At 57.3% G+C, this 18,200-nt stretch carries 19 protein-coding genes; 8 read left to right on the plus strand and 11 right to left on the minus strand.

Annotated elements, in window-relative coordinates:
- Positions 1-16: 16 nt before the first annotated feature.
- Complete coding sequence (locus AC1RM7_RS18105; protein ID WP_024921937.1) at positions 17-223, minus strand: hypothetical protein; 207 nt, start codon at positions 221-223, stop codon at positions 17-19.
- Positions 224-685: 462 nt separating this feature from the next.
- On the opposite strand from AC1RM7_RS18105, the gene AC1RM7_RS18110 reads away from it, so the two are divergent.
- The 6 genes from AC1RM7_RS18110 (at position 686) to AC1RM7_RS18135 (ending at position 5,113) form a co-directional block, all read left to right on the plus strand.
- Positions 686-1,228 carry an alpha/beta hydrolase gene (locus tag AC1RM7_RS18110; protein ID WP_204367756.1) on the plus strand — a complete coding sequence of 181 codons (543 nt, stop codon included), beginning with the start codon at positions 686-688 and terminating at the stop codon, positions 1,226-1,228.
- Positions 1,225-1,581, plus strand: coding sequence for an alpha/beta hydrolase family protein (locus tag AC1RM7_RS18115; RefSeq protein ID WP_204367757.1), 357 nt, complete (start codon positions 1,225-1,227; stop codon positions 1,579-1,581). Before AC1RM7_RS18110 ends, AC1RM7_RS18115 begins: the two co-directional genes overlap by 4 nt.
- Before the next feature lie 11 nt (positions 1,582-1,592).
- Positions 1,593-2,381 carry an enoyl-CoA hydratase/isomerase family protein gene (locus tag AC1RM7_RS18120; protein WP_492838979.1) on the plus strand — a complete coding sequence of 263 codons (789 nt, stop codon included), beginning with the start codon at positions 1,593-1,595 and terminating at the stop codon, positions 2,379-2,381.
- Positions 2,382-2,592: 211 nt separating this feature from the next.
- Positions 2,593-3,474, plus strand: coding sequence for an NmrA family NAD(P)-binding protein (locus AC1RM7_RS18125; protein WP_024921935.1), 882 nt, complete (start codon positions 2,593-2,595; stop codon positions 3,472-3,474).
- Positions 3,475-3,516: 42 nt separating this feature from the next.
- Positions 3,517-3,966 carry a MarR family winged helix-turn-helix transcriptional regulator gene (locus AC1RM7_RS18130; protein ID WP_024921934.1) on the plus strand — a complete coding sequence of 150 codons (450 nt, stop codon included), beginning with the start codon at positions 3,517-3,519 and terminating at the stop codon, positions 3,964-3,966.
- Positions 3,967-4,219: 253 nt separating this feature from the next.
- A complete protein-coding gene (locus AC1RM7_RS18135; RefSeq protein ID WP_160166483.1) occupies positions 4,220-5,113 on the plus strand; it encodes an alpha/beta fold hydrolase in 894 nt (297 codons plus the stop codon).
- A gap of 557 nt (positions 5,114-5,670) precedes the next feature.
- On the opposite strand, the gene AC1RM7_RS18140 is transcribed toward AC1RM7_RS18135, so the two are convergent.
- The 7 genes from AC1RM7_RS18140 to AC1RM7_RS18170 all read right to left on the minus strand — a co-directional run bounded on the left by AC1RM7_RS18140 (position 5,671) and on the right by AC1RM7_RS18170 (position 12,923).
- Positions 5,671-6,390, minus strand: coding sequence for an ABC transporter ATP-binding protein (locus tag AC1RM7_RS18140; RefSeq protein WP_024921932.1), 720 nt, complete (start codon positions 6,388-6,390; stop codon positions 5,671-5,673).
- Positions 6,377-8,044, minus strand: coding sequence for a branched-chain amino acid ABC transporter ATP-binding protein/permease (locus tag AC1RM7_RS18145; RefSeq protein WP_024921931.1), 1,668 nt, complete (start codon positions 8,042-8,044; stop codon positions 6,377-6,379). The genes AC1RM7_RS18140 and AC1RM7_RS18145 overlap by 14 nt, the downstream gene beginning before the upstream one ends.
- 44 nt (positions 8,045-8,088) lie before the next feature.
- Positions 8,089-8,967, minus strand: coding sequence for a branched-chain amino acid ABC transporter permease (locus AC1RM7_RS18150; RefSeq protein ID WP_024921930.1), 879 nt, complete (start codon positions 8,965-8,967; stop codon positions 8,089-8,091).
- Between the two features lie 6 nt (positions 8,968-8,973).
- Positions 8,974-10,146: an ABC transporter substrate-binding protein gene (locus AC1RM7_RS18155; protein ID WP_006020056.1), complete on the minus strand. Its 1,173-nt coding sequence runs from the start codon at positions 10,144-10,146 to the stop codon at positions 8,974-8,976.
- Between the two features lie 97 nt (positions 10,147-10,243).
- Positions 10,244-11,785 (minus strand): class I adenylate-forming enzyme family protein, encoded by a 1,542-nt coding sequence (locus AC1RM7_RS18160; RefSeq protein ID WP_081758752.1) that lies wholly within the window; start codon positions 11,783-11,785, stop codon positions 10,244-10,246.
- Positions 11,786-11,900: 115 nt separating this feature from the next.
- Positions 11,901-12,347 carry a MaoC family dehydratase gene (locus AC1RM7_RS18165; protein ID WP_024921928.1) on the minus strand — a complete coding sequence of 149 codons (447 nt, stop codon included), beginning with the start codon at positions 12,345-12,347 and terminating at the stop codon, positions 11,901-11,903.
- 15 nt (positions 12,348-12,362) lie between these two features.
- Entirely contained in the window at positions 12,363-12,923 is a 561-nt protein-coding gene (locus AC1RM7_RS18170) for a MaoC family dehydratase (protein ID WP_006020053.1), read from the minus strand.
- 101 nt (positions 12,924-13,024) lie between these two features.
- Between AC1RM7_RS18170 and AC1RM7_RS18175 the strand changes: the two genes are divergently transcribed.
- Entirely contained in the window at positions 13,025-13,669 is a 645-nt protein-coding gene (locus AC1RM7_RS18175; protein WP_006020052.1) for a TetR/AcrR family transcriptional regulator, read from the plus strand.
- 751 nt (positions 13,670-14,420) lie between these two features.
- A complete protein-coding gene (locus tag AC1RM7_RS18180; protein ID WP_492838974.1) occupies positions 14,421-14,543 on the plus strand; it encodes a hypothetical protein in 123 nt (40 codons plus the stop codon).
- Positions 14,544-14,910: 367 nt separating this feature from the next.
- On the opposite strand, the gene AC1RM7_RS18185 is transcribed toward AC1RM7_RS18180, so the two are convergent.
- From AC1RM7_RS18185 to AC1RM7_RS18195, 3 genes are all read right to left on the minus strand, one after another.
- Positions 14,911-15,177: a hypothetical protein gene (locus AC1RM7_RS18185; RefSeq protein ID WP_492943904.1), complete on the minus strand. Its 267-nt coding sequence runs from the start codon at positions 15,175-15,177 to the stop codon at positions 14,911-14,913.
- 51 nt (positions 15,178-15,228) lie between these two features.
- Positions 15,229-15,978, minus strand: a complete 750-nt coding sequence (locus AC1RM7_RS18190; protein WP_492838970.1) for a S1 family peptidase — start codon at positions 15,976-15,978, stop codon at positions 15,229-15,231.
- Positions 15,979-16,424: 446 nt separating this feature from the next.
- A complete protein-coding gene (locus AC1RM7_RS18195) occupies positions 16,425-17,939 on the minus strand; it encodes a recombinase family protein (RefSeq protein ID WP_492838968.1) in 1,515 nt (504 codons plus the stop codon).
- Positions 17,940-18,200 lie beyond the last annotated feature (261 nt).

The raw sequence follows: 18,200 nt of genomic DNA on the forward strand, positions 1-18,200 counted from the left end.
CGCCACGCTGGCAGCTTCATCGCGACAGCGCGTGCACTATCATCTTCGCCATCGCCCATTCGCTTGGAAAATAGCCTTGATACTTGGGAATGTTGTTGTCGACGTCCTTGACGCGATGTTCATAGAACATGTGCGCCTCCGGTGGCGGAAATCGCTCCGGATGCTCGAAACCCACAACCCGGACGAACAGCAGCACTGCTGCGATGACCGCGCTATCCTTCACCGTTCAACTAGTCGTCCGCGTCGAAACGTTCTTGTAAAATTCCAGCCTAATTGAACGAGCCAACCGTCATATTTTTCTTGGTCGAATAGCAAGCGTCGGACCCGCCAATGGTTGCTAAGAATCGTGCCTGAGCGACGCGATCTCGCTTTGATCCCGGGTTCACCGACGCACACTCAAGAACAACAGCCCTTGGGTTGTACTGGTGCGCCCTACAGCCGGTACACCCTAGTTGGGTTTGTCCAATTCCGAACGTAATTTGCAAGACGCGCCACGAGTGAACGGATAGTCTACTGCAAGCGGTTGTCTGGCGTGGCTATTTGTTCCTGTGTCTCAAGGCACACGGTTTAATGGCTTCGTCGAGCGACCCTGGGGTGAAAGAAATCGTATCCATTTCGTTACGCGAGACACATACGTAGGCGGTATTCACCGCGATGCGGACAGACCGTCGTGTTGGGATAGCTAATGCTCGATCGTCGCGACGTTCAGTTCGGGGTTGAAGGCGGAGACGCGCTGCGAGGTTGGCTGTTTGTGCCGGACGGGCAATTGCCGAGGCCAGCTATCTCGATGGCTCACGGCTACGGGGGCGTAAAAGAGCATGGCCTCGAGCAGTTCGCCCGAGCGTTTGCCGACACAGGGTTTGTGGTACTGTTGCACGATCATAGAGGCTTCGGATCGAGCGACGGCAAACTACGTCATGATGTTGATCCATGGCGTCAGATTGCCGACTGGCGCCGAGCGATCTCGTTTCTCGAAGACCAGCCAGAGGTGGACCGCACGCGAATCGGAATCTGGGGCACGAGCTACGCCGGCGGGCATGTCATCGTGCTGGGCGCAACCGATCGACGGATTCGCGCCGTAGTTTCGCAAGTACCTACCATTAGTGGCTACGAGCAGGGACTTCGCCGTATTTCTCCCGACGTGATCGCTGCGATCGAGAATTCTTTTGCGGAGGATGAGCGCGGGCTCAATTCCGCGGCGAAGATCCGAAGCGCCAGACGATCGTGAGCGCCGATCCGTCCGTTCCAGCATCCTATCGATCAAAGGATGCAATCGACTTCTACCTGCAACCACTGCCTCAGGGCGTTTGGGACAACAACATCACGGCTCGCTCGACTCGGGCCGCGCGCATGTACGAACCCGGCGTGTGGCTCCCACGCGTCTCGCCCACGCCACTGCTCATGATTGTCGCGCTCAACGATACCATTACGGTCACCGATCTTGCGCTGTCCGCCTACCAGCGTGCGCTTGAGCCGAAAAAGCTGGTGACGATTCCCGGCGGTCATTTCGATCCCTATCTCGGTCAGTTTCCAAACGCATGCGGAGCGGCCGTCGCCTGGTTCCGCGCACATCTCGACTAGAGGCCCAAGCCATGGCCCATTTGAAACATAGAATCGATGGCGAGCTCGCCATCATTGCGCTGTCAAACCCCCCGCAAAATCGGTTATCTCCGCAAATGGTCGGCGAGCTCGAAGAAGCCGTGACGGCGATTGGAAACAGCAAAGCGCGAGCACTCTTGCTCCATGCCGAGGGACCCGACTTCAGCTTTGGCGGCGACATTGTGCCGTGGCCAGACATGGATCAGCGTGAGCTACGCACACTTTTCGAACGCTACATGAACGTGTTCAACCGGTTCGAACGAATTCCGATCCCCACGGTAGCCGCAGTGCAAGGCCTTTGCTTCGGCGGAGGTCTTGAGCTTGCGATCCGGGCTGACGTGATTTTTGCGAGCGAAACTGCACAACTCGGTCACCCAGAGCAATCGCTCGCGATTGTAACGCTCCTTGGCGGCATCTATCGGGTCGCCGAGCGTGCGGGCCGATCGAAAGCGATGGAATGGGCATTGACTTCGGAAAGAGTGTCAGCCCGCGTGATGGAGCAATACGGCATCGTCAATCATATCGTAACTGACGGTTCATTGTTCGAAGAAGCCAGAGCATTCGCTGCCAAACTCGCGGAAGGGGCAACCCGTGCTCACGCTGCGCATAAGGCACTCCTGCGCATCTGGGCAACGGGTGGCATATCGGCGGCTGACGAGGCCATGTTCGACATCGTATTACCCTTGTTCGAAAGTGAGGATGTCAAACTTGCGATGCCAGCGTCGGCTGAGGCGTACAAGGCGAACAAGCCACGCCCGAGTTTCCCGTTCAAAGGACGCTGAAAGACCAATGCCTTTACCGAGGCTACGCGCTCAGAGACTGCGAAAGCTAGACCTTTCCGGGAACGCTGCGTCCATTATTCTATCTATCTGAAATGACTTTCATTTTTCAAACCGCTGGGAGCGGCTAATACAGTCACTTGACATTTAAGAGCATATGCTTCTATCTATGGAATTAAGAGCATATGCCTCTATATCAGAAAGGATCACGAAGATGAGTGAAGCCGAGTTTCTTGTGAGTGGGGCCACAGGGCGTACCGGAGGGGCGGCGATCAACGAATTGCTCAAAATGGGCAAGCGCGTGCGGGCCTACGTGCGCTCGGACGGCGACAAGGCCGCTGCACTACGGGCTCGCGGTGTCGAGATCGCGATTGGCGATTTCACTAGGATCGACGCCATCCGTGCGGCGATGGAGGGCATTCGATCGGCCTATTTTCTCCACCCTATAGCGCCCGGCATTATTAACGCGTCCGCCTATTTCGCGCAGGCCGCAAAGGAAGCGGGCGTCACAGCGATCATCAACATGTCGCAGATCTCCGCGCGCCGGGAGTCGACCAGTCACGCGGCACAGGATCACTGGATTTCCGAACGCGTCTTCGATTGGTCAGGAGTCGCGACCACCCATCTCCGCCCCACCTTCTTCGCCGATTGGCTGGTCTATCCGCATTTCGCCAGGGAAATCTGGGCCAAGAAGAAGATTGAATTCCCGTTCGAGAACGGCCGTCATGCCCCAATCGCGACCGAGGATCAAGGGCGCACAATCGCCCATCTATTGGCCAATCCGAAAGGTCACGAAGGAAAGATCTACACGCTCCACGGCCCGGTTGAGTTGAATCACACGGAGATCGCCGCCGGTATGAGCAAGGCTCTGGGTGCGAAGATCGAGTATGCCCCGACCTCCATCGAGGAATTCAAGCAGAAGATGGAGCAGCTTTACAAGTTTCCCCCGTTCCTGGTTCAACATCTCGTTGAAGTTGCTCAGAACTATCGAGACGGCATCTTCGCGGGGACGAACGACAACATTGAGAAGATCACCGGTACTCCCGCGCTTTCAGTGCCGGCCTTCATCGAGAAGCACAAGAAGGCTTTTGTCTGACGCGGCAGGCGGAGGTCGTCACCGAAGCCTAGAGAAATGAAAATGAAGCAGATCAACCAACCGCTTGGGATCGACGATTGCAACTGCAACGCCATGAGGAAGGCGAGCAGGCGCATCACGCGGTTCTATGACGCGCATCTCGAGCCGACAGGCCTGCGTATCACGCAATTCCTGACGCTGGCGATTCTCAACGAGGCTGGAAGCGCTGCGATAAATGCCCTCGCCGAACGGCTCGACGTCGAACGCACGGCGATGGGGAAGATGGTCGGTTTTTTGGAACGGGACGGCCTGATCACGATCAGGCCGTCGCCTACTGACGGTCGAAGCCGGCTGATTGAACTCACCGAAAAGGGGCGTCGCACCCACGCTGACGCCTCCCCTCTTTGGCGCAAGGCTCAGCAACAATTCGAGCATTTGAACGGCACCAAGAACAAGAATGAGCTACGACAAAGATTGCTTGAGATGGTGGTGACCGAGAAGTTGGCTGACTGAACCTTTACCGAAGCAAGGGGTAATTGGCAGCAGACGCTTGTGCTGCGAAAAGCAAGCGATGTGGCAATGCTCGATAAGTTATAGCGTTGGAATTATCCAACGAAGGTCATTTTATTGCAATCCATCGCGCGATTATCGGGCGATACCTCTTTAGAGCGGAGCTCGAAAGTCCTCGAAGAGCGCCCCGATGCGAGCGCGACGCTTCAACACAAAGGAACTGATCGAAGCTAAATTATCCCGTGTAGGAACAACAATGACCAACCCAGCAGTCTCGCGAATTCCACACCCTCGTTACACGGAACACCGGGTCGCTCGCGACGCAGGGTCTGTCCGCGTTCGTGAATATGAGGGCAAAGGTCCGGCGTTCGTGCCTTTGCACGGTTTTCCCGACAATCTGCACATCTTCGACGATCTAGTCCCATTGCTGGTTGCCGCGGGCCGGAAAGTAGCGAGCTTTGATTTTCTGGGCTATGGCGATTCTGACAAGCCTGCTGGGCAGCACTATAGCTTTGCTCAGCAGCTTGGCGACCTGGAGGCCGTGGTCAAAGGGCTGAACCTGGACAAGATTGTCCCAGTCTCGCATGACTCAGCGGGACCGACGGCCATCAACTTCGCGTTAAACCATCCCGAAATGACGTCGGGGCTGGTCATACTCAACTCGGTTTACAGTACGTCCAATGATCTCGACCATCCCGAGTTCATTGAGCTTTTTGCGAGACCAGAAATACGGAACCTCACTCGTGCCTTTCTGCAACGGCCAGAGATATTCAGGTTCATCATGCACTTCCAGCGCGAGATATTTCAGAAAGAATTGAGCGAAGAGCACCGCGCTTACTATATGTCGTTCCTTGGACCCATCATCGACCATAATTTTAGCCAGCAACCAAGTGCACTTCCGGCTTTCGGTCAAATGGTTAGCGGGCTGCTGGCGGAGGAAGAGCACAACCTTCGGCGCATTCCCGAATTGGCCAAGCTCGATATCCCCGTTCGTATCATATGGGGCGACAGAGACCCTTATCTTCGGACGAGCTATGCCGAATATCTACGCGGCAAGTTTGCGCGAGCTGAGCTCCATGTGGTGGACGCGGGTCATTGGGTGCAGCTCGATGAAGCGCCGACGGTTGCAAAGATCATGCTTACCCTGTGAAGGTCGCGATGGGCGATGATATGAAGTCGGGCCGGACCGCACCTTGCTAGTTGCCGTTGCGCTGCGTTGTTGCCGCTGTTCGCATCTGCCGGTAATCGGCGGACAGCTCATTTCGGCGGACAGCTCATTGCGCGACCATCTGCGCGGCGCGAGCCGGGCGCTCATTTCTTTGGCGTGGTAACTTCAAGAGCTGCCAATACCTGTGAAGACGATGTTTCTTACGAAGAATTTGAAAGAACTGGGAGCCGAGGCGAGCACATTCGATTGCATGGTGTCGATATGAAAGACCACCACGTGGACGCCGCCGAAACCACGGCGGACGGGGACGTACCGGCCCCTCGCAGCTAAGCCCGCGCCGAAGTCCATCGCCGCCGGGCTATTCACGACTAAGGTTTTCGTCCTCTATTGGGAGGCGCCACGGCCTTCCGAAGCAGTCACGGCCGTCGAACCATCCAGGCGCTTGTCGTTCAGCAGCTTGGCAGCGATCGCCCGTAGCGGCGCCTCACGCTTGGACAGCAATGCCCGCTCGGCTTTCTCTGCCTTCGACCGGTGCTTAGTTAGCCCTCAAGATATACCCGCATCAGATCAGTATTAGCTCGCAGTTCGGATGCCGATCCTTCAAGTACCACCCGCCCGCGCTGCAGCACATAAGCCCGGTCAGAGATATTAAGCCCCAGCGCCGCGTTCTGTTCGGCGATCAATACCGTCACACCGGATTTCTGCGCCAACTGAACCAAACGCTCCGCGATCTCATCGACAATGCGCGGCGCCAGTCCGAGGGACGGCTCGTCCAAAACGAGCAGACGGGGTGAACTCATCAATGCCCGCCCGATCGCCAGCATCTGCTGTTCGCCGCCGCTTAAGGTTCCGGCGATCTGACAAAACCGATCACCGAGCCGCGGGAACATCGCGACGACGCGGTCAATCGCTGACTGTAACGATGACCCACGCAATTCAGGTTTGGCAAAGGCACCAAGCTCGATGTTCTCGCGAACAGTCATCTCGGAAAAAATACCACGCCCTTCGATCACCAGCGCGAGACCGCGCCGGACCCGCTCCGCCGCATCCAATCGGCAAACATCCTCTCCGCCAAAGCTGATCTCACCCTTTACCTGCTGTACAAGCCCGGTGATCGCATTAACCGCGCTGGATTTCCCCGCGCCGTTCGCGCCTATCATAACAACGATCTCGCCTGCATTGACGTGAAGATCGAGATGCTCCACCGCAAGGATTGTTCCGTAGCGAACCTGAAGTCCCCGCACCTCAAGCATGGACATCGCTCCTCTCGCCAAGATAGGCGCGCCGGACCTCGGCATCAGCGATCACCTCTGCCGGCTCTCCATCCATGATCGGACTACCGCTGTTCAACACCAGAATGCTGTCAGAAAGCGGAATCACGAGACTCATGATGTGATCGACCAGAACGATGGCACAGCCCCTTTCTTTCTGCTCGCGCAACAATTTAGCCAGTTTTTCAATTTCCGTAGACGACAGACCGGCTCCGGGTTCATCCAGCAATAGAAGAGCGGGACTTGCGGCCAACGCCGTGCCGATCTCGATGAGCTTGCGTTCGTACTGGTTTGCTTCCCCGGGAAAGGCGTGGGCGACGTGCACCAGATCGAGATGGTGCAAGATCGTGCTTGCCTCGGCGTCGTAGCGGGTACCGAGCACCGAAGCCCCCAGCACCATGTTTTCGTAGACCGTCAGCGTCGGGATCAATCGGGCATGCTGGAATGTGCGCCCAAGCCCGAGACGCGCGCGATGATAGGCCGGTGTCTGCTCGACAGGCTGTCCGCCGAGTTTGATCGTGCCGCTGTCCACGGCGATTGCACCCGAGATCAGCGCAAGCGCAGTCGATTTCCCTGCCCCGTTCGGTCCGATGATCGACTTGATCTCACCCGCGCGCACGTCAAAACTCAATCCCTTGACCGCTTGCACACCGCCAAATGCCTTGCCGATATCTCTGACCGCCAGAACCGGCTTGTCGCTCGATTTCGATGGCGGCCCGGCCGGCGCTTCCTCGGGCAAGAAGAACGAGCGTCTGCGCACAAATCCGGCCAGTCCGCTGGGTGCGAACAGCATGATGATGGCCAAGATCGATCCAAAGATCACTGGCTGCCATGTCGCGGCCTCACGCAATAGCTCGGGCATCCAGCCCAGCAGGACGACACCGAGGATACCGCCCCAGATGCGCCCCATTCCGCCCACGACCAGCATAATGACCAGTGTCAGGGAATAGTTGAGGCCGAACGTATCGGGCGCCACGAATTGAACGTTGTGAACGTACAGGCTTCCGCTCAGCGCTGCGATCGTGGCACTCGCGACGAACACCATGACTTTGAGCGAGGTGACGTTGATCCCGCGCGCGGAAGCTGCCGTTTCATCGGCATGGATCGCCCGCAGCTTCAGGCCAAGACGCGAATTGGCGAGATTCCACACAACCAGAAGTACGACGGCGACAACACCGAGCACGAGATAGTAATACACCAAGGGATCGCGCAGGATGTAACCGCCGATCTTGAGCCGGGGAATCGAGATGATTCCAGAAGAGCCTCCGCTCCATTGCGATGTCACACGGACAGCCGCGTCGAACATCACTGGAAAACCCAGCGTCGCCATCGCCAGATAGTAGCCGCGCAGTCGAAGCGTCGGGACCGCCACGATCGCTGCCAGCAGGGCTGCAGCAAGCATGCCGACGGGCATCGCAGCCCAGCCAGAAAACCCAGCCTTGGTGGTCAGCAGGCCGGACGCATAGGCGCCGATCGCGACAAAGATGCCATGGCCAAGGGAAAGCTGTCCGGCGTATCCGAGCAGAAGATCCAATCCCACGACGACGAGGATATTGAGAAGCAGGAACGTCCACACGCCCAGGACATAAGGATCCTGCGAAACAAGCGGAACAATCGCAAATAAAGCAAGAATGCCCAGCATGGGCCCCTGCCTCATCGCTACAGCCGGCATGAGAGATCGCACCATCATCGGGCCGATCCCGGCTCGGCGCGGCCGAACAGGCCCTGCGGCCGGACGAGAAGGATCACCAAAAGCGTGAGGAACGCGTATGCATTCTGCAAGTCCGACGATATCAAGCCGACGCCCAGCCCTTCCAGCAAACCCAGCACGAGCCCGCCGATCACGGCACCGAACGGATTGGCCAATCCGCCGACAATTGCGGCCGTAAAGCCCTTGATAGCGAGAATGACGCCGTTGTCGTAAGACATCATCTGCGAGGGTGTGATCAGCATTCCGGCGAGACCGCCGATGGCGGCGCTGGCCAAATAGGCGAGCAACACCATGCGCCGCGGACGGATGCCGACCGTCCGGGCCGCGCGGCTGTCATTGGCGCATGCACGCATGGCCTTCCCGATCATGGAGCGGAACAGGAAGACCCATAACGCGACGCAGACCAGGGCGGTCATGACCAGAATGGTGATCGTTGCGTAGTTGACGCTCGCGCCGAGCACCTTGATCGCACCTTGCGGATACAGCGCATACGTCTTGTAGTCTGTTCCCCATATCTGATGGGCGAGGCCTTGCAGCGCGATCGCGACGCCGATCGTGGTCATGATGTAAGTCAGTTCATTGCTGCCTTTTCGCGCGGTCGACAGTAGTCCCTGCAACGCTCCGCCCATGACGATGCTGGCGGCAAGCGATAGTGGCAGGGCGACAGACGCGGGAATGTCGAACAAGGTCAGCGACACAGTCGCGAGTCCGCCGTAAACGACGAACTCGCCCTGTGCGAAATTGATGACCTTACTCGTACTGTAGATCAGGCTGAAGCCGACGCCGATCAGTCCATACACCGCACCGATGGCAAGTCCTCCGGCGAGGAACTGCGGAATCGCGCCCCAATCCATGATGGCTTACTTCTCGTAATCGGCGAGACGCCAGCCGTCCTTGTCAGCGATCATCATCACCAGCGCGTCGCTCTTCAGTCCACCGTGGTCCTGAGAGGTGAAGTTGAAGACCCCGGTCACGCCGACATAATTATTCACCTTGTTCTCGAGCCAATCGCGAATCTGGGCGCGCTCGCCGCTGGTTTCCCGGATCGCCTGCAGAACCATATTGGCGGAGTCATACGCGACGCCCGCAAACATGTCCGGCGCGATACCGAACTTTGCCTTGTATTTAGTGACGAAGGATTCAGAAACCTTCTTCTGCGGGTGCGAGCCCGGCAACTCGCTCCACACCAGAACAGGCGCACCGACAATCGGCTGCCCTATCACCGCGTCACCAACGGCATTCCGGAATGCGCTGTTGGCCTGGCCATGCCCGGAGATGATCGGAGTAGCCAGTTCAAGTTCGCGCGCATTCTTGTAGACGATGGCCGAAGGCGCGCCGAGGCCATGCATGAAGATCGCATCGACGCCAGCCGATTTCAGCTTGGCAAGCTGCGGCTTCAGATCGGTCGAATTGGCTGGGAACGATTCCTCGCGATCGAGAGAAACGCCAGCGCTCTTGACAAGTTTGCGCATGTTGTCGCGCCCATCCTCGCCATAGGCATCGGCGGAATAGAGAATGCCCAGCTTCTTCCATCCTGCGCGGCGCGCGTAATCGAGCACCTTGGCCACCGAGAGATCGCCACCCTGTCCCGGACGGAACACCCACTTGCGCTCGGCAACCGGCTCGATCACGCCGACGCCGGACACCGGGCACAACATTGCAACTTCCGCTTCGGTGACAATCGGAACGGCTGCCATCGCGCCACCGGTCCGGCTTGGCCCCACGATTGCGAGGACCTTTGCCTGATTGATCAGCTTGCGCGCGGCAAGCACCGTATCGGTCTCCGTGCTCTTGCTGTCTTCAAAAACGAGTTCGACCTTGCTGCCGCGGATGCCGCCGGCCTGATTGGCTTCTTCCACCGCAAGCATGACGGCGTTGTGTTCCGGCTTTCCGAGGAAGGATGCGCCGCCGGTGACATCGAGCATTGCTCCGATTTTATAAGTTTGCTGAGCGCCAGCGGGCTGCGCGACCACCGCAATCGCGGCCGCGGCGACGGCTAGCATGTAAGTGCGAAGATAGTTGGCTGACCTCATATGACGTTCCTCTCTCGCATTGTGATGTTTTTGGTTTCTTCTGTTTCTTTCGACACGATGCCGGCCTTGTCCGAAATCGTTTGGTCAGGCGGTCAGGTCAGACCTGAACCTCCTGCTTGTCCCAGTAAGGCTGGCGCACGTCGCGCCTCAGGATTTTTCCGAAGGACGACATCGGAAGCTGATCGCGGAAATCAATCTTCCTGGGGACCTTGAAATTCGAAAGAGCTTCCTTGCAGTGCGCGATCAGCTCCGCCTCGGTTGCGGAGTGCCCCTGCTTGAGCACGACAGCCGCGACGACAATCTCTCCCCATTTCGGGTCCGGCGCGCCGACGACTGCGACCATGTTCACCGCCGGGTGCTTGTACAGAACATCCTCGATGTCATTCGGGAAGATGTTCTCGCCACCGCTGATGATCATGTCCTTCTTGCGATCCACGATGTAGAGATACCCCTCTTCATCGAATCGGCCCATGTCGCCCAGCGTGAAGAAGCTGCCGCTGCGAGCGCTGGCGGTCGCCTCCGGATTGTTGTAATATTCCCGGATCAGCGTGGCCCCGCCGATATGAATTTCGCCGACTTCGCCTTGCGGCACGACCTTTCCGTTCTCGTCCCTCAATTCGACAAACATGCCGATCACCGGACGTCCGACCGACCTCACCTTTCGGGACTGATCTTGATGAGGAAGGTTGGTAACCAGACCGACTTCCGTGCCGCCATAAAATTCGTTGAGGCCCGCATGAGGGAAGCGCTTGAGGATGGCCTCCTTGGTATGAGTCTGCAGCGGAGACCCGCCACTGATGACAATGCGTAGCGATCCGAGATCAAACTCGTTGATCTCGTCACTCGTCATCATCGCAGCCCACATGGTCGGCACCATGAAAGCCCATGTCGCCTTGTAGCGATCTATCATGCTGAACACATTCGCCGGCGTGGTATCGCCGGTGACGATAACCGTTCCCCCGCAAAATAACTGAAGCAGTGAAAACAGTGCAGGCGCTTCATGGAAAAGCGGCGCGGCCACAAACTCGCGATCATTCGCCGTGATGCCGTAGATCGTGGCCATCCGGCGCAGGCAATCCGCAAATGCGCGGTGCGGATTGACGCATCCCTTCGGGAAGCCGGTCGTCCCTGATGTATAGCCCTGGAAATAGCAAGCCTCGAGATCGGCTGGAACGTCAGGGACCACCTCGGCGCCCGATTCTATCAATCCTTCGTAAGAATAGACACCCTCACCGCCGGGTCCGTCGGAAACGATGTGGCGATCACCAATCGAGGGGAGCTTGCTGCGTAACGAGCTGACCGTGTCACCAAACGCAGCGTCGTACACAAGCGCACTCGCACCGGAGTGGTTGACGACATATTCGATCTCGCTTGCGACAAAGCGGAAATTGAGCGGCACAACAGCCACGCCCATCAGGGCCGCCGCCTGATAAAGTTCAAGATAGCGGCTGCCGTTTTGCATTAGCAGCGCAACACGATCACCCGGCTTGATTCCAATCCCGGAGAGAGAGTTCGCCAGACGGCGCACCCGCGACCACAGTTGTTCGTATGTCTGAGACCCCAGACTAGATATAATGGCTGTCTTCCGTGGCGTGTACGTCGCAAACCAATGCAACGCGTCCCCGATACGGCTCGGCATGGCGCTCTCCCTGTCGCTCGTTTATTCTTCGAACGATCGTACGTTTGATTATTTTGTTCAATGAAGCAGCACGTCGCAGGGCGGGGCCGGAAATTCCGGCCCCGTGTTTTCTGAATCAATCCGGAAGGTTGTAGCCGACCTCGGCAAATCCAATCAGATCGCCGGTGGAATCCTTGCCTTCGACCAGCACCTGAACCCAGTTCTTGCCGGAACCATTGAAGTGCTTCTGCTTGACCTTGGCCGTCGCGGTGACCGTTTCACCCACCTTCACCGGCTTGGTGAACTTGGCATCGACGTAGCGGATGGAGCCACCGTTCTTTCCGATCGCGCCCCATGCCCGCGTCACTACCGATGCGAGAGTGGACATGGTCATCATGCCGTGCCCGACGGTGATCGGCATTCCGAAAACCTGGGCGCGCGCCGCCCATTCCTCGTTGGTATGGACAGGGTTCATATCCAGCGATGCGAGCGCGTAGTGATCGATGGCGGACTGAGCATAGGACTGAGCGACGCCCGGAAACGCGTAGCCGGTGTCGATCTCGCCGAAGGTTGGATTGGACATTGAAAAGCTCCTCGATCAGGCGTTTGCGAAGCGGGCGACATCAGCCTGCGTTTCGGGAAGAATCAGCGAGCACCACCAGCGCGCCTTGAGCACGCCCTTCTCATTATGGAAGTCGAGCAGCATCTGCAGGTAAGGCTTGCCGCGCTGAACGAATTTCTGGGAAGTGGTCACTGTCGTTGTAATGACCTCGCCGTACTTGAACGGCTCGATGATCTCAATTCGCTGCTGGGGGTTGCGTGCGCCGGGGGTCCGGATCCAGGTGCCGATGCCCTTTTCACCGAGACTGTAAAAGGCAATCGTGGTGACAAAGATCGGGTGCTGCAACAGCTCGCCGGTCGGCGAGTTCTTGCGGGCATAGTCGGGATCGACCATCAGCGGATCGGTTTCGCCGCATGCCTTGTTGTAGTCGAGGATATCTTCCTCGGTGATAACGAAAGTGCGCTGGGCGGGACCGGATTGGCCAACGGTGGCGTCTGCCCAGGTCTCATAGTCTTCCCAACCGGTCATGAAATCTTTGGGAAAGTGCCGCTGCTTCTCGGTTGTGACGAATTTATCTAGACGTGCGGGGACGGCCATGGCTTCCTCATCTGGAGTTAACTGTTATTATCGAACAACTGTTAGAATATTTATTACCGAACGATCGTTAGAAAATCAAGCGCTGCGAAAAGAGGTCCTCCATGGCGTCGACGACACTGGCTAAGGCAAAAAAAGCCAAATCGGGCAACAAGATGCCAGGTGAAAAGCAGAAGCTGACAAAGGGTGAGCAGGCGCGGGAACGAATAATTTCTGTCGCCGAAGCGCTCTTTAACAAGCAGGGATTCGACGGAGCATCGATGCGTGACATTGCGGCCGCCGCCGAAATGCAGCCCGCATCGATGTATTATCACTTCGACTCCAAGGAGGAGTTGCTCTGGGCCGTCTGGGAGAAAGGCGGGGTCGAACTGCTCAACCGCGTGACCGATGCGATCGCGCTCAAAACCGATCCATGGCAGCGGATGGAAACAGCGTGTATTGCGCATATTACCGGGTTGCTCGACTGGCGGCGTGCAAACCAGGTCTTGTTCGTAATGCCTCCCTGGCACTACCCGGAAAGCATCAAGGCTAGGGTCATTTCCCTGCGCGATGAATATGAAAAGATCTTCACGGGTCTGATCGAGGAGCTCCCGCTGCGCCCCAAGGTCGATAAGCGTTATCTCCGCCTCACCTTGATCGGGGCCCTCTCCTGGTCATTGTTCTGGTACAAGAAGGATCGCGACACACCGGCATCGATCGCAAAGCAGATTTTGGTCATGCTCCGAACCGGTGTTGATAAACCTACGTAAGTCACTACGAGATGGAACGACACCAATCGATCAGATCAGTTGCTAAGTGGCGACGCCCGAACCACTGCATGGACGTCACGCAGTGGTTTTATTCTTCTGTCTCTGGAACGAGACTCTAGAAAACGGGAATTCTTCAATGGTTGGCCAGAGAATGCCGACCAATTTGGGAAGGTGACGGTTTCGATTCCGGTCTCTGGAGAGACTCAGTGGGTTTAAAAAGCCCTCTATTGGCGGGCCTTTCTCTCACAAAAGAAAGAAATTCTCCGAAATCCGGAACGTTTGGCTGGCGACCCAGTGGTAATCGCACCCGTCTCAGCTTGATTTCCCTGTTAACAGGGAATTTTACAGGGAAATCGGCGAATTAGACGCATTCAGGAATTAACGGACGGCGAAAACCACGTCGAAAACCGCCTTCTTTTTAAAATTGACTAAAACAACTAACAGGGAAGTTATTTCCAAGAACAGGGAAATTCGGGAAAATTACAGGGAAGGTCATGCGATATCAGAGCTGCAGACCAGGCGGTCCGCCTCACATGCCAGAAACGCAGCAGGCGTTCGACGGCGTGAGCCGGTTCACCAGTTTGACAGCACAGGTATTCGAGCCGGAGATGCTTGGATTTCAGGCAACGGCCAACCAAGGATCGAGATGAAACGCAATCTGCATCTTGCCGCCATACTGCTTCTTGCAATGTGCGCTGTTCCGCTTCTCGCCGTCGCGGCTTCCGCTCGCGGCGGCGCAGCGGCGAACATCATGAGCTCACCAGGGTATCAGCGGGCGCTGGAGGAATCGCGCAAGCGGCAGGCTGAGCAATACGTGAAGAAGCCGGCGGTGTATCCGCGCAAGAAGTGGCGGCATCGCGGGCAGGGTCATTAATACCGGCCGATGCCAGAGCGTCACCAGGCCGCCGCGCGAAGAGTCCGGCAACGGCACGATCTTCTCGCGGTGGGCGACGTCATCCGGGCCTGACGAAATTCACGGCATGGAATAGCCCATCCCGACGCCGCCGCCAAAGCGAATGCAGCTATCCGAGCCAGGCATACGCACGAAGCCCGCGCCGAATTCGGAGCAGGACCGCGGGCTCGCTGCTTTTCGTGGCGCCGTTGCATGACTGCGCGTGTGCGTTTTGTTGATGCCGGGCCGCTTCTCCTGTGCCGCGGATGCAGAAGTCATCGTCGCGCAAATGGTGACAGCGAGCAGACAGGACATGGTTCGTAAAACATGGGACATTCTTGCATGGCCCTCAACGCGATCCGCCGACGCCGGCGTTGATGCCGCCACCGAGCCGCACGCAACTGCCTGTGCCTTCCACGCGCACATAGCCGGCACCGTATTCCGCACAGGACGTTGCCGGGCGAGGACGTGCAACCGACTTTAGCTTTGAATTGTCGAGACGCGGCTGTGGAGTCTTCAAGTCCAGCTGCTGGGTGAGCGCCGAGGGAGCCGTGACAGGAACAAGCAATACGCCTGCCGCGAGACAACCCAAGATGAAGTGGCGGGCATGGCGCATCGTCGGGTCCTTCCGTCGGAGGATAGTCTCTCGCGTTGACGGTTCGTCAAATCACGACCCCGCGCCCCAGCTTCGCGCGGTCTTTACGATCCAGTCTCTATATAATGTGAGCGGGGTCACGCCGGTGAGGCCGCCGCAGCCTGCGGCGTTGTTGGCGCCGGTCGACCAGCTCACCACGCCGGTGATGACGCTTCGGCCATCCTGATTCTCGAACGCGGGCGCGCCCGAATCTCCGGTGCACGCACCCATGCCCGCGCTCCTGTTCTGGGTTTGCGGATCGACCAGGCGCACCTGCAACGTGCCCGGCTGGCCAGTCACGGCGAGCGGCGCGGCGCGCGCCGTGCCCACGCCGGTATCGCTGCCGGCGACTGTCGATCCGATGCCGACGACGGTGAAGCGCGAGACGGGCGTAAAGGGAATGCGCGGCACGCCGACAGGCGCAGCGGACTTGCTGGGCATCGGCGCGGACAAGCGCAGCAGCGCGACATCCGCCGTCGCCCGGTGCGCCGCGATGGATTGTGCATTGTATTGCGGATGCACCGCGACCTGCTGCGGTGCGATCAGCGTCGGCGGCTTCGATGAATAGTCGATCACGCGATTGGCCGTGCCGGGCGCGATGCAATGCGCGGCGGTCAGAATGATGTTCGGCGCAATCATCGTGCCGGTGCAGACGCCGCCGCCGGCTGCGACGACGGTGACGATAGATCGCGCAACATCGCTGCTCGGCGCGGAGCGGCTGCCGGTTATCGCAGATGCTGCAGTTGCGCAAAGACAAAAGAGAAAAGACAGGAAAGTTTGCATTGCTCTGTCGAACGCATAACGCCTCGGCTGTCAACCTCAGAATGACCGCCGATCCCGCCCCCGCGGCTCATGAGGAAATGGTCCATCTGCCACTAGGTCAATAAAGACATCCTTCATTTCAATGATCAATCCTGGCCAGCGCATTTCCAGATAGGTTGCTGTCACAGGGTCGTACAGAAATGGCGCAAAGAACCTCCACGAAACAACAAACGCCAGACTACGATCAAGGTCTGGAGGGAGCGAAGATTGAGGGCCTAGAATGTTTGGAACTGATTGAATTCCACGCGTATGTATAAATCTGTTAAATGTCTCATCTGCAACGACATCTCTTAGTTGCTCCAACAACCGGCCGATCCGACCGTGCTTGATGACTTCTCTTTGGTCACCTCCAAGCTTCTCCAGCACCCTGCGCTTACGGGTTTCCGCCCTTCTCTGATCTCGTAGGTCTACCATTGCGGCGCAACGGCTTTTGTGCGCGCACAGAGCTGATAAAGCGGCTCCAGATTATTCGTTCGGAACCTATCGAGCCTTGCCCCACTAGATGCGCTCGTCGTGATCCACGCTCCGTGCGGCAATAACATAAAGGGTAGAATGAAATAGTCCTCAACCCGCCCGCCTCGCCTCATGATCCTCGCGCCCACGACGATGTCGGGTTTCGTCCCAGATCTATAGCCAAACTGCCAGATACGCGGACCCGTGTTCTTTAGTCGGCTAATGAATATGCTGACTCTGAGCTCTGCGTTTACGATGACATGCTTGTTCCAAGGGAAGACCTCAACCGTTCCCCCTCGGCGGATTATCTCCGCTTTCATTTCGGAGATAATTTGCTTGCGGAGGTCTGCGTTGTATCCAAGGCTCTCCCGGTTCCTGAAGCAGATCAAGTGATACGCCTTAGACAAACTCCCGAAATAGGCCTGATATGTGTGGCAACTGGGCGCTATTTTTGATTCGCTAATTATCTCTGAGCTGAGATGTTCGCGCTGGCACCAAAGCGCTGTTAGGCAATCGAGCATCCAGTTCGTTGTCAGGGGTTGGGCCAGTTGCTCTAGCCGCTCAGACGCCTTCTTGAATCGATCCTTAGGTACAACGGCCTCGAACGCGTCCTCATAGCGAACCCAATCCTTCTTCGGATTTCGTTGCCATTTTTTACCGATTGGTTTCGACGTCACGCTATATACAGCAGTCCCGATGTATTTTTCATGCGACAGGACTGCGCGCACTGTATTGTAAGTCCACGGACCTCCTGATGCAGCAGGGATTCCCTCGGTCGTCAATTGTTCTGCGATTTTGCGTACGTCCAATTCCTGATCGAGAAACATTTCGTAGATGCGCTCGATCGTTGCTAACTCGTTTGGCGGACCTGGGATCAAAATAACATGGTCCGATTGAATGTTTTTCCATTGACCTCGGCGAAGCTCACCCTTGAGCGTCCGGTGTTCATCGACGAGCATGCGGCGAAGGCCGTAACCTGGAGGTGCCCCGAGATGAAAGCCTTTCAAGGCCAAACGGATCTTCGCAGTTTGCACTTTGACGGACAGTTCTCGGCTATATTCGCCAGCCATCGCACGCTTGATGTTCTTCAGGAGTGCGGCGGTCAAACTGCCGTCATTTTCGAACTGTTCAGCGCAGTACTCGACGTTGACCCCTGCTTGCCTGCATAAGTATTCATAATGTGCGCTCTCATCGCTGTCCTGGAAGCGCCCCCAGCGGCTGACATCGTAGACAAGGACAGTTTTGTAGTCTGCTCTTCCAGAACACACATCGGACAGCAGAGCCTGGAGCCCTGCGCGGCCGTCAAGGCGCACTCCGCCTCGTCCGACATCCTCGTAGCTGCGCACAATCGTCAATCCTCTGCGTGCAGCATAAATCAGAATGGCATCGGACTGGTTTGCGATCGAATAGGATTGCATGTCAGTTGACATGCGGACGTACTGCGCAGCGCTATTTTCGGGTGAGAGCATGTGCGATCGAAGCAATAAAGAGTGAAAGCCCAGCCAAAAAGCTTGATAGAATTAAGCGCTACACTGCGGCGTAACTAACTCAACTGGAAACGATCGCGCATCCGAACGAAACCTGTGAACAGACATCCCCGTTGACATTCGTGATGTAGGAATATAAACCTATATTATGAATGGAGATTTGCTATGGATCCAGACCGTATAGACATCCGCTTTTGGCCGTTGCGGGTCATGGCGCGCGGGGAACGCGCCGTCGCGGCATTG

Source organism: Afipia sp. GW822-FHT03D08 (genome assembly GCF_058801645.1).